Source organism: Streptomyces katrae, from assembly GCF_000966975.1.
Taxonomy (GTDB): Bacteria; Actinomycetota; Actinomycetes; order Streptomycetales; family Streptomycetaceae; genus Streptomyces; species Streptomyces katrae.
The window spans coordinates 1-11105 of record NZ_JZWV01000089.1 but is presented as its reverse complement, the minus strand read 5'-3'; the positions used below and the strand labels follow the sequence as shown (position 1 = coordinate 11105).

Below are 11105 nucleotides of genomic sequence, written 5' to 3'. Positions count from 1 at the left end.
ACCCCACCCTCACGAGGAGCCGCATGGCCACCAGCGCGAAGATGCACGCCGACGAGGCCGACACCGACGAGTCCCTCGTCCGCGCGCTGATCCGCGCCCAGTTCCCGCAGTGGGCCGGCCTCCCCGTCACCAGGGTGGTCTCCGCCGGAACGGACAACGCCATGTACCGGCTCGGCGACGGCATGGCGGTGCGGCTGCCCCGGATCCCGGGCGCCGCCGCCGACGTGGCCAAGGAGAACCGCCAAGGAGAACCGCTGGCTCCCCCGCCTCGCCCCGCACCTCCCGCTGGACGTGCCCGAGCCGCTGGGCCAGGGCGTCGCCGGCGAGGGCTTCCCGTACCCCTGGTCGGTGTACCGCTGGCTGGAGGGCGAGAACCTCTTCGACGAACCCGTCACCGACCTGCACGCGACCGCCCTCGGACTCGGCCGCTTCGTCGCGGCCCTGCGCGGGGTCGACGCGACCGGCGCGCCGGCGTCCTTCCGCGGCGGCCCGGTCGCCACCCGCGACGAGGACGTCCGTGCCGCGATCCGTGACCTCGGCGCGGACGGGACCCATGACGCGGCCGCGGCCACCGCCCTCTGGGAGGAGACCCTGCGGCTCCCGCAGTGGGAGGGCGCCCCCGTCTGGCTGCACGGCGACCTCCTGCCGGGCAACCTGCTGGCCCGCGACGGCCGGCTGCGGGCCGTCATCGACTTCGGCGGGGTGGGCGCCGGAGACCCCGCCTGCGACACGATGGCCGCCTGGACCCTGCTGACGGCCGAGACCCGCGGCACGTTCCGCGAGGCGTCCGGGGCGGACGAGGCCACCTGGGCCCGCGGCCGCGGCTGGGCGCTCTGCTTCGGCCTCACCGCCGAGCACTACTACCGCGAGACCAACCCAACCCTCGCCGCCGTCGCCCACCGCACCACGACAGAAGCCCTCACCGACCACCACCGGACCGGCTGACCACCGCCGCATTGGCTGACCACCGCTGGACCGGTTGACCTTACCGGGCCGGTTGACCGCGCTCGTGACCGCGCCGGCTCGGCCGGCCGTGCCGCACGGGCCGACCGTGCAGGACCGGCTGGCCTGGCCGGGCCGGTTGACCGCGTGGGTTGGCCGGCCGTGCCGCACCGGCTGGCCTGGCCTTGCCGGGCGGATTGACCGCGTGGGGCTGGCCGGTCGCGCCGGGCCGGTTGACCGTGCCGGATCGGCTGGCCTGGCCTGGCCTTGCCGGGCGGGTTGACCGCACGGGGCTGGCCGGTCGCGCCGGACCGGCTGACCGCGCCGTTCTGGTCGGCCGGGAACTCCCCGCCACCGTCGGACGACCACCTCGGCATGAGCGACTTCAACCGACGGCACTTACTCGCGACCACCCTGACCGGCGGCGCGGCCCTCGCGGCCGGCTGGACAGCCGCCGCCCCTGCGGCGGCCGCCCCCGCCCCCAGCCGTGCGTCCGGCCCCCTGCGCGTCCACCTCGTCGCCTTCGACGGCGTGGAGGAGCTCGACCTCTTCGGTCCCCTGGAGGTGTTCGCCCTCGCCGCGGCCCTCGGCCGGCCGGTGGTGCCCACCCTGGTGACCACCGGCCGCCCGGGCCGCGTCCGGGCGGCCTTCGGCACGCAGATCGAGGTACCGGGCCGCTGGGACCCCTCCTCCGCCGACGCGGTCGTCGTCCTCGGCGGCGGCTACCGCAAGCGCGACGGCGCCGGCGTCTGGGCCGAGATCGACAAGGGCACCCTCCCGCAGGCCCTGCGCCGGGCCGTACGCCCCGGCCTCACCCTGGTCGGCGTCTGCACCGGCGTCTTCCTCCTGCACGCGGCCGGCCTGCTCGACGGCCGCCCCTGCACCACCCACGTCCGGGCCAAGCAGGACCTGCGCGACCTCGGCCACGACGTCCGCGACGCCCGCGTCGTCGACGACGGCGACCTCGTCTGCGCGGGCGGCGTCAGCTCCGGCATCGACGCCGCCCTCTGGCTCCTGGAACGCGAACTCGGCTCCGAGGCGGCCTCCGGGGTGGAGACCCTCCTGGAGTTCGAACGCCGCGGCACCGTCCTGCGTACGGCCTAGAACCGGCGAACCGAACCGGCCACCGGAGACAGAGGCGTTCTACGAACCGGCCGGCTTGGGAAGGGCATCGCGCAGGCGCTCGAGGAAAACCCGGGCCGCGGGGCTCGAAGGACCGCCGGCCTGCCAGGCGAGGGCGATGCGGGCACGCATCTCGGGCCGGACGATCCGCAGGGTGCGAAGCTGCCCGTCGAGGGGCGACCCGTCCTCACCGGCGGGCAGCACGGCGATGCCCAGGCCCCGCGCGGCAAGGCGCGAGAGCACGTGCGGGGCTGCCGCCTCGAAGGCGACCCGGGGCCGGAACCCCGCCTGCGCGCAGCCGCGTTCGAGCGCCGCGCGCACCCCGGTGCCGCGCGGCAGGCAGATCAGCGGCAGGTCCCGCAGACCGGCGAGCGGGACGCTCGTACCGTCGACGCGACCGAGAACCGGGTCACCCGGCGCGACAGCGGCAACCAGCGGGACATCGATCACCGTCTGGAAGGCCACTCCGGGAGGGGGTACCTCCTCCGCCGTGCCGAGGACGGCGATGTCGAGCTCGCCGGCCAGGAGCGCGGCCTGCATCCGCTCCGTGGCGTCCTCGGTGAGGGCCACCTCCACCGAGGGATGGGCTTCGTGGAAGTCCGCGAGTAGAGCGGCGATGTCGAAGACGTGGCCGGTGGCGCCGGAGACCAGCCCGAGCCTGACCCGGCCGCGCAGCAGCCCCGTGTACGCATCGGCCGTCTGCCGCACCGACTCCGCGGCGGCCAGTGCGGCGCGGGCGTACGGCAGGACCGCCCGGCCCACCTCCGTCAGCGTCACCGACCGGCCGGAGCGGTCGAGCAGGGGCTGCCCCAGCTCCTTCTCCAACTGGCGGATCTGGGCGCTCAGGCCGGGCTGAGCCAGATGCAGCCGGGCCGCGGCGCGAGTGAAACCGCCCTCCTCGACCACCGAGACGAAGTAACGGAGATGACGAAGTTCCATAACCGGCGATTCTAGTTACCAGCAAAAGCATCTATTGGAGATATACAGCGGTCGGCGGCAGGCTTGACCGCATGGAGAACACGACAGCCCGCAAGGGGAAGAACACCCAGGTCAGGGCCGCGATCGCTGCGGAACGCCGGGAACTGGCGGACCTGCTCGACAGCTTGCGAGCCGACCAGTGGGGCAGGCAGAGCCTCTGTGCGGGATGGCGGGTCCGTGAGGTCGCGGCGCACATGTCGATGGGGTTCCGGCTCTCCTTGCCCGCGACGCTCCGCGAGCTGGCCGCGGCGCGCGGCAACCTCCACCGCATGACCGACCGGGTCGCGCGCAGGGATGCGGCCGCCCATTCCACCACCGCACTCGCCGCCTTCCTGCGGGACAACGCCGACCATCCCTGGACACCCCCGGTCGGTGGGCTCGCCGCTGCACTCGGCCACGACGTCGTGCACGGGCTGGACATCACCGTCGCCCTCGGCCTGGACCGGCACGTCCCCGAGGAGCGGCTGCGCATCCTGCTCGACGCCGTCCGGCCCGGCACCCTGAAGTTCTTCGGAGCCGACCTCGACGGAGTGCGGCTGTGCGCCGAGGACCTCGACTGGTCCTACGGCTCGGGCGTGCCCGTGTTCGGCACCGCCCAGGACCTGCTGCTGCTGGCCTACGGCCGCGGACTTCCGGACGGCAGGCTCCGAGGAGCACCGGCCAACCGGTTCACCCGGCCCGCCGAGAAGGCATGAACCACATGCGCAACCGCCTTCTGCCGGGCCCGTCCTGCGGTGAGTTCGTCGTAGCCGGTGGCGACGGCGCGGTGGCGCTCGAGGCGGTTGATCCCGCACTCGACCGCCTGCCGCGACAGACCTAGACGCCGCCCAGCCAGCTCGTCGCGTCGAGACGGAAGGCCGTCTCGGCGGGGACGACCTCGCGCAGGGCGTCCTCGATGTTCCGGACGCGCTCCGTGCCGAGGACGGCGGCCCATTCCGCGCGGAGTTCGTCGAAGACGGCCGCCGAGCGGCGGAGGCCGGCGAGGCCGTGCGGGGTGAGGTGGACCGTCTTGCGGCGCGCGTCCCGGGCGTCGTCCCTGCGCTCGGCGTACCCGAGCGCCACCAGGCGGTCGACCGTCTTGCCCGCGGCCTGCTTGGAGACGCCGAGGCGCCGCCCGATCTCACTGGCGGTGGCACCCCCGATGCCGACGGCCTGCATGGCGAACCCGTACGCGGGGCGCAGGTCGGGATGGCCCTCCTCCGCCAGCCGGGCGTGCAGGCGGTCGATCAGGGTGCGGAACCCGCCGAACAGCAGCAACGGCAGCTCGAAGCCCGGGGTGTCGGAAACACCCTTGCCCGGATCGACAACCTGGTTTACGTTTTCCTCGCGCGCATCGTCAACCATGTTGTCCATCCTAGGGGAGTCGCCTTGTCCACCGACATGTCCGCCCGCACCGCCCACGCCGTGGCCCTGCTGAAGGAGACCTCCCCGGAGACGCTGGACGCCTTCCTCGCGCTCGCCGGCAGGTTCGAGGCGACCACGCTCGACCCGCACTCCCGCGAGGCCGTCATCCTGACCGTCGCCGCGCACAACCAATGCCACCTCTGCATCGACATGCACGAGGCCAAGGTCTCCGCTCTCGGTCCGGCGCCGGATCCCCGGCGGATCGAAGCCGTCCGCCGGTTCACCCGTCAGGTCCTCGCCTCCTCGGGCGCGGTGAGCGACGGGGAACTGGCGGAGTTCCAGGCCCACGGGTACACCCGGCGCAACGCCCTCGAGGTCGTGCTCGGCATCGGCGCGTACACGCTCTCGACGTTCGCCAACCGGATGACCCGTGCGGCCTGAGGGGACGGGCCCGGGCCCGGGCCGTCAGTACCGCTGCTGGCCGCCGGCCTCCGTGTCGAACGTGTAGAACCGGTGGTGGTCGAGCATGTCGGCCGGGGTCACGTTGTTCCACGGGCTCAGCACGGAGTTCAGGTCGACCACGTGCGCCGTCCGGGTGGCGGGCAGGTAGCCGGACTTCGGGTTCTTCGCCTGCCACTCGGCCCACAGCTTGTCGATGAAGGCGTGGTGCAGCCAGAACACCGGGTCGTTGGGGGAGGCGGCGGAGGTCATCTGGCCGCCGACCCACACGTGCACCCGGTTGTGCAGGTTGATGCCCCGCCAGCCCTCCAGGTGGTTGCGGAAGCCGTTCGAGGAGCTGTTCCAGGGGGCCATGTCATACACCGGCATGGCGAGCACCGAGTCCACGTCGGCCCGTGTCGGCAGCTGCGGGGTCCCGGAGCCCAGGCCGCGCCGCAGGTAGCTGCGGCGGTCCACGCCCACCGTCAGCACGCCCACCGTCAGCACCCACTTGCCGTTCTGGGCGCCGAAGGGGCCGTCGAGCACCTGGCCGTCGCGCCCCCGGCGGGTGCCGCCCATGAAGTCCGAGGCCCACAGGGAGGAGTTGGGCGTACGGTCCTGGGTCCAGTCCCAGTAGGGGAGCGAGACGTTCTTGTCGATCCGCTGGAGCGCCGACTCGAAGTCCAGCAGGAACCGGCGATGCCAGGGCAGGAAGGAGGGGCCGCGGTGGCCGATCCGGTCCTCGAAGTCGTCGTCGTTCATGAGGAACCAGTTGTGGGCGTTGACGTAGCGGTCGTAGATGCCCGTCCGCTTGAGTTCGAGCACCGCGTTGACGAACGCGCGCTTCTCGTCGGCGGACAGCGTGGCCTGGTTCTTACGGACGGTGGTCACAGCTTGGCCTCCTTCGGGGTGAAGGGGACGAGGTCGGCACCCTGGAGTTCGCGGACGGCGGCGCGGGCCGCGGAGATGGGGTCGGGGAAGGTCTCGTAGTGGTTGACGACGGTGACCCAGCTGTTGTCGGCGTTGCGCATGATGTGCAGCTCGTTGCCGTCGATCTTGACGACGGGCATCCCGACGCCGTGGTGGCCGCCGGTGCCCACGGTGATCTGGATGCGGTGGCCCTGGTAGGTCTCGTCGATGGTGCCGGTGGGCAGGGCGACCGGAGCTCCGGACGGCCCCGCCGCCCCCGGGGCGCCGGAGGCACCGGCCGCCGGGGCGGAGGAGGGCTTGGACGAGCAGGCGGCCAGTCCGATGGCTGCGGCCACGCCGGAGCCGAGCCCCAGCGCCTGCCGGCGTGTGATCATGTTCATGGCTTGAATAGGTATCAGAAGCCTTCGAACACCAGATCGGTGGCCCGCCCATCCACTTCCCGGGTACGCGTGGAGCACCACTGGAGCGGGGCCACACCCCGCTCATCTTACGTGCCCATGACATCCCATTCCGGCCACCCCGCCCCGGCGCGCCGCCAGGCCCGGCGCCGGCCGTGCCCCGAGGGGTCCATCCCCTGGTCGGTACAGAATGGGGCCCATGAACGAGGGGTCGGACTGGCCGACGGACAAACTGACCGCACTCCGTCTCGGTAGGAGGCTGATCGCGGAAGTCCGGGCTTCCCGGCCGGACCGCCGCGCGTTCGTGACCATCCGGCCCGCGTGGAGCGCGCCCGATGTCCGGGCGCAGGAGGAGGGATGGGTGCGCGGCGACGCCGGACGCGGCTTTCGGCTGGACCAGTGGGAGTACGAGCGCGAGCGCGTGGAGGGGTTCGACTACGACATCGGTGCAACCCTCGTGCGGGCCGCCGATGCCCCGGACGAGTCCGAGCTGAAGTCCGTGCTCGACGCGTGGGGTCTGCCGGTCGGTCTGTTCGTCCATCCCTGGGAAACCGATGACCCCAGGTAGGCGGATCTCCAACGGCGGCCGGTCTGCGGTCGCAAGCCCGGGCTGCGACGTGCAGCGCCGGATCCCTACTCCCGCCCCGCGCGCGGGGGTTCGGCTTGCGCCGGGGGCGTGCTTCCGGTGGGGCGGGTAAGCGGGGCGGTGGCGGGGACCTGACGGGTGACAGGCCAGCCCCCGTACGCCCGCAGTCCGCCCGACCGGGAGCCCCGCCATGCGCTGCCACCGCCCCCGCCCCCTGCGCGCCGCCCTCCTCCTGCTGCTCGCCCCGGCCCTCCCCGCAGCGCCTGCCCACGCCGCCGGGGCGCCGCTGCGCGTGGTCAGTTACAACATCTGCGGCAACATGTGCTCCGCCGCCCCGTACGACAACGGCAAGCGCCTCGACAGCGTCGTCGCCCAGGCGTCGGCCACCGGCTGGAACGCCGATCAGCTGTTCCTCCAGGAGGTCTGCGAGCCGCAGTACGACGAGATCCTCGCCCGGCTGGCCCCGCAGGGCTTCCAGGGCCACTACGGCGCCACCCTCTCGGGCCTCCCGAAGGTCTGCGGCGGCCACCCCTACGGCAACGCCGTCCTGGTGCGGGGCACGGTCGGCGCCACCGCCGACCTGGACCTGACCGTCGGCGGCGAGTCCGAGCCCATCAGGGTGCCCTGCGTCCGCAACGTCCTGCGCGGCACCGCCAACTGGGCCTGCTCCGTGCACCTCTACTGGGACGACGGCACCCGCGCCGCCTCCGAGGCGCGCAGGCTCGCCGAGCAGGCGGGAGCCTGGCGGGACCAGGGCCTGCCCGTCCTCCTGGCCGGGGACTTCAACCACTCGCCCCACACCGCCACCACGGAACCCTTCTACTCCGCCGGCTTCGTCGAGGCCGATCCCGGGAACGCCCCCACCTTCGGCGCGAAGAAGATCGACTACGTGTTCTTCGGCTACCTGGACCTCACACGGCGCGAGGCCGAGGTCCTCCCGCTCGACCCGGCCGTCTCCGACCACCGGATGCTGCGCGCCGTGGGCGGCAGGGATTGAGGTCGTCAGGCCGGGATGTCGCATATTCGGGGGAAAGAGCCGGAAGGGTCCTGGATGAGGTCCGGCGAGGTTACGGGGAATTCAGGGGAAATTCCATGATCGGGATCTGTGAATTTCCCGCCCCGTGTCCTCCCGGCGGAGGAAAGACGGCCCGGCGCATTCGCCGCTCGATCGCGCGCGGCTCGAATGGGAGTGGACGCGGGACGGAATGCCGTGGCCCGGCGTGCGGGCCGTCCCGCGTCGCGCGTTCAGGCCGCCGAGGGGGTTTCCTCCGCCTGGCGGCCCAGTTCCCGCTCGGTGCGCCGCAGCACGATCGAGTCGGCGATCTCACCGCTGCGGATCGCGATGTTCGACAGCAGGGCCGACGTCAGGCCGTGGCTGTGCTCCGTGCCGCCCTGCAGGTAGACCCCGCAGCTCAGCCCCGAGGTGGCGACCAGCCGGTAGTCGCGCTCCACCCGGTGCCGGCCCGCCGCGTCCCGCTGGAAGTGGCGGTCGAACTCCTCGCCGAGCAGCCGGGCCGGGTCCAGGCCGTCGTAACCGCTCGCGAACACCAGCGCGTCGAAGGCCAGTTCCTCCCTCCGGTCGTCCAGCAGCGAGCGCAGCACCACCCGCGCCCCGCTGTCGGAGCCCTCGACCGAGTCGACCCGGGTGAGGTTGCGGAAGTGCAGCCGCTGGACGCCGCTCACCTGCTCGTCGTACTGGCGCTGGTAAAGGGCCCGGATGACGTCGGCGTCGACCACCGAGTAGTTGGTGTTGCGGTGGTAGCGCCAGAACGCGTCCCGCGCCCCCTCGGTGCCGAAGTAGTACTCGTCCACCGTGTCGGGGTCGAACACCTGATTGGCGAAGGGGGTGTCGTCGGCCACGGAGTAGCCGTAGGACGGGATGACCGCCGTGACCTGGGCATGGGGCAGCGAGTCGTGGAAGAAGCGGGTGACCTCGGCCGCGCTCTGCCCGGCGCCGACCACCGCCACGCTCTTGAGGGACGCCGGGTCCTGGGCGTTGAACCGGGTCAGGAACTCCGAGCTGTGCCACACCCGTTCGCCGGCCGTGACCCCCTCCGGCAGGCGCGGTACCAGCCCCGTCGAGACGACCACGTTGCGTGCGGTGACCACCCGGGCGGAGCCGTCGCCGGAGCGCACCTCGATCTCCAGCAGGTCGGGGGTCCGGGCCCCGGGACCGGTGACGGGCCGGATCGCCGTGACCTCGGAGCCGTACGTGACCTGGTCGCTCAGGCCGGCGGCCGCCCACTCCAGGTACTGGTGGAACTCCTGCCGGGTCGGGATGAAGCTCTGATTGTTCACGAACTGCACCAGCCGGTTCGAGGCGTGCAGGAACGAGACGAAGCTGAACCGGGAGACCGGGTTCCTGAAGGTCGCCAGGTCCTTCAGGAACGAGATCTGCATGGTCGCCGACGGCAGCAGCATGTTCCGGTGCCAGCCGAACGTGGGCTGCCGCTCGAAGAAGTGGGACCTGACCGGATGCAGCGGAGCGCTCGCCCCGTGCTCCTTCAAGGCGATCGCGAGCGACATGTTCGACGGGCCGAACCCGATGCCGACCACGTCGAGGATCTCCTGGTCGCGCCTGCCCGTTATGCCCATAGGAAATTCTCCCCCTTGCGTCTGGAAAACTCGGCCGGTGGCCCGAGAGACCGTTCTGAAGTGTTGCCCGGAGAGTGCGCCGAGGCAACTCGAAAACTGAACGAAGGGCACGGGAAGGCTTATCCGGATGCCCCGTGGCCGAAATCGTTGTCCTGCCGACAGGACGCCGGTATGGTCGGCCGGGATTTCAGAAGCCAATTGCCGAAAGGGTGAATCCGGGTGTTCGTGCCGAGCTTTTACCGTGAACCGGACGGTTCGTGGATGGTGGACCTGGTCCGGGGCAATCCCATGGCGCTCGCGGTGTCCAACGGCGCCCCCGAGGACGGCCCGTTCGCCACGCACCTCCCGGTCATCTTCGATCCCGGGGCCTCCGCCGACCGGCCCGGCGGGCTCCTTCCCGGGTCCGGGCTCCTCGGGCACATGAACCGGGCGAACCCGCACTGGGCGGCCCTGGAGACGGGCGCCGTCCTGCTGCTGACGTTCACCGGCCCGCACTCCTACGTGTCGCCCACGGTGTACGGCAAGACCCCGGCCGCCCCGACCTGGAACTTCACCTCGGTGCACGTCCGGGGCGTGGTGGAGAAGATCGAATCCATCGAGGAGACGCTGGAGGTGGTGCAGTCCACCGTGCGCGCCTACGAGGGGGCCTTCGGCAACGGCTGGGACATGACCGGATCGCTCGACTACTTCAGGAAGATCGTGCCCGACGTGGGGGCCTTCCGGTTCACGGTGACCGGGGCCGAGGGCATGTTCAAGCTCAGCCAGGAGCAGCCGGACGAGGTGCGCGAGCGGGTGCGCGAGTCGTTCGGGCAGAGCGCGTGCGCGTACAAGCGGGAGACCGCCGGCCTGATGGGCCGGCTGCCCTCAGGCAGTCCCGAGGCAGTGACGCCCTGAGGCGCCTGAGGCCCTGAGGCCGGCCTCAGGCGCTGACGGACTCCTTCTGCTCCTCCCGGTCCGCCGGTTCCTCCAGGGCGCTCGCGGCCGCGCTGTCCAGGGCGGCCATCACCCACTGCTCGAAGTCCACGCCCTGCTGCTGCGCGGCCTTGTGCCACCACTGGACGCGGCTGCCGGGGACCTCCAGCCGGCGGCTGGGCTCGGCGGGCGTACGGGCCGGCTGCCCGCCCTGGCGGGTGGCGCGCAGCGCCGCGCGCAGCTGCTTGGTGGTCCACTGCCGCTGCTCGGCCCGGTCGAGCCAGAGGTCCTGCTCCCGGGCCGGCAGGGAGGCCAGCTCGGCGTGGTGCTGGAAGCTCAGGGCGGGCCGGCGCCGGGCGAGGTCGAAACGTCTGGAGACCCAGGCGTAGTTGCGCAGCGTCTGGTACGAGAGGCCGGCGGCGCGGATGCCGCGCTGGTAGCGGTCGGTGTAGTGGTCCTTGCCGTACTTCAGCCAGTCGCCCAGCCACCAGCAGGAGGAGTCGAGGACACCGACGAGCTGGTGGCCGGCCCGCTCCCACTCGTCGTAGGCCATCCCGGCCGGTATCTGGAGCCCCACCTTGGTCGTGAGCACCTGGGCCCGGCGCGGTGCGGCTCCGGCGGTCTGCGTGCGCGGCTGCGGCTGCCAGGACGGGGGTTGTGGGAGGGGGGCCGCAGGGCTGCCGTGCGGCGCCGCGTTGTGACCGGCCTGTGGTGCCATCGTGCCTCCAGGAGAAGGGGCGTACACAACCGGCCAGAACTGTTGCGGGGCGGGCTGGAGCGTGGCCGGAGCAGCGTTCGAACGACGCGCCGGCGCACCCGCGGAGCACCGGGGCCGTCCCGTCGACGGGACGGCCCCGGTG

12 protein-coding genes and 1 pseudogene are annotated in these 11105 nt (G+C 72.3%); 7 read left to right on the top strand and 6 right to left on the bottom strand.

Features of this window, described 5'->3' with window-relative positions; all coding sequences use genetic code 11:
- Positions 1-23 precede the first annotated feature (23 nt).
- Both VR44_RS04860 and VR44_RS04855 read left to right on the top strand, forming a co-directional pair.
- Positions 24-945: pseudogene (locus VR44_RS04860) on the top strand (aminoglycoside phosphotransferase family protein).
- A gap of 372 nt (positions 946-1317) precedes the next feature.
- Entirely contained in the window at positions 1318-2046 is a 729-nt protein-coding gene (locus VR44_RS04855) for a DJ-1/PfpI family protein (RefSeq protein WP_045946105.1), read from the top strand.
- A gap of 39 nt (positions 2047-2085) precedes the next feature.
- Here the strand turns inward: VR44_RS04855 and VR44_RS04850 are convergent, their stop codons facing one another.
- Positions 2086-3003 carry a LysR family transcriptional regulator gene (locus tag VR44_RS04850; RefSeq protein WP_045946101.1) on the bottom strand — a complete coding sequence of 306 codons (918 nt, stop codon included), beginning with the start codon at positions 3001-3003 and terminating at the stop codon, positions 2086-2088.
- A 71-nt stretch (positions 3004-3074) separates the two neighbouring features.
- Between VR44_RS04850 and VR44_RS04845 the strand changes: the two genes are divergently transcribed.
- Complete coding sequence (locus tag VR44_RS04845; RefSeq protein WP_045946100.1) at positions 3075-3737, top strand: maleylpyruvate isomerase family mycothiol-dependent enzyme; 663 nt, start codon at positions 3075-3077, stop codon at positions 3735-3737.
- 121 nt (positions 3738-3858) lie between these two features.
- On the opposite strand, the gene VR44_RS04840 is transcribed toward VR44_RS04845, so the two are convergent.
- Positions 3859-4386, bottom strand: a complete 528-nt coding sequence (locus VR44_RS04840) for a MarR family winged helix-turn-helix transcriptional regulator (RefSeq protein WP_211275024.1) — start codon at positions 4384-4386, stop codon at positions 3859-3861.
- A gap of 24 nt (positions 4387-4410) precedes the next feature.
- Here VR44_RS04840 and VR44_RS04835 point away from each other — a divergent pair, with 24 nt between their 5' ends.
- The gene (locus tag VR44_RS04835; RefSeq protein WP_045946098.1) at positions 4411-4827 is read left to right on the top strand and encodes a carboxymuconolactone decarboxylase family protein; all 417 of its coding nucleotides are present in this window, start codon (positions 4411-4413) and stop codon (positions 4825-4827) included.
- A 24-nt stretch (positions 4828-4851) separates the two neighbouring features.
- On the opposite strand, the gene melC2 is transcribed toward VR44_RS04835, so the two are convergent.
- The gene (gene melC2 / locus VR44_RS04830; RefSeq protein WP_045946097.1) at positions 4852-5715 is read right to left on the bottom strand and encodes a tyrosinase MelC2; all 864 of its coding nucleotides are present in this window, start codon (positions 5713-5715) and stop codon (positions 4852-4854) included.
- Positions 5712-6134: an apotyrosinase chaperone MelC1 gene (melC1, locus tag VR44_RS04825; RefSeq protein ID WP_045946096.1), complete on the bottom strand. Its 423-nt coding sequence runs from the start codon at positions 6132-6134 to the stop codon at positions 5712-5714. Before melC1 ends, melC2 begins: the two co-directional genes overlap by 4 nt.
- Before the next feature lie 217 nt (positions 6135-6351).
- On the opposite strand from melC1, the gene VR44_RS04820 reads away from it, so the two are divergent.
- Both VR44_RS04820 and VR44_RS04815 read left to right on the top strand, forming a co-directional pair.
- A complete protein-coding gene (locus VR44_RS04820) occupies positions 6352-6720 on the top strand; it encodes a hypothetical protein (RefSeq protein ID WP_245691605.1) in 369 nt (122 codons plus the stop codon).
- Positions 6721-6928: 208 nt separating this feature from the next.
- Positions 6929-7735, top strand: a complete 807-nt coding sequence (locus VR44_RS04815; protein WP_052713462.1) for an endonuclease/exonuclease/phosphatase family protein — start codon at positions 6929-6931, stop codon at positions 7733-7735.
- A 248-nt stretch (positions 7736-7983) separates the two neighbouring features.
- Here VR44_RS04815 and VR44_RS04810 read toward each other — a convergent pair whose 3' ends face one another.
- The gene (locus tag VR44_RS04810) at positions 7984-9333 is read right to left on the bottom strand and encodes a lysine N(6)-hydroxylase/L-ornithine N(5)-oxygenase family protein (RefSeq protein WP_045946095.1); all 1350 of its coding nucleotides are present in this window, start codon (positions 9331-9333) and stop codon (positions 7984-7986) included.
- 219 nt (positions 9334-9552) lie between these two features.
- On the opposite strand from VR44_RS04810, the gene VR44_RS04805 reads away from it, so the two are divergent.
- Positions 9553-10227, top strand: coding sequence for an FMN-binding negative transcriptional regulator (locus tag VR44_RS04805; protein WP_045946094.1), 675 nt, complete (start codon positions 9553-9555; stop codon positions 10225-10227).
- 25 nt (positions 10228-10252) lie between these two features.
- Here VR44_RS04805 and VR44_RS04800 read toward each other — a convergent pair whose 3' ends face one another.
- Positions 10253-10963, bottom strand: coding sequence for an LmbU family transcriptional regulator (locus VR44_RS04800; RefSeq protein ID WP_169790977.1), 711 nt, complete (start codon positions 10961-10963; stop codon positions 10253-10255).
- Positions 10964-11105 lie beyond the last annotated feature (142 nt).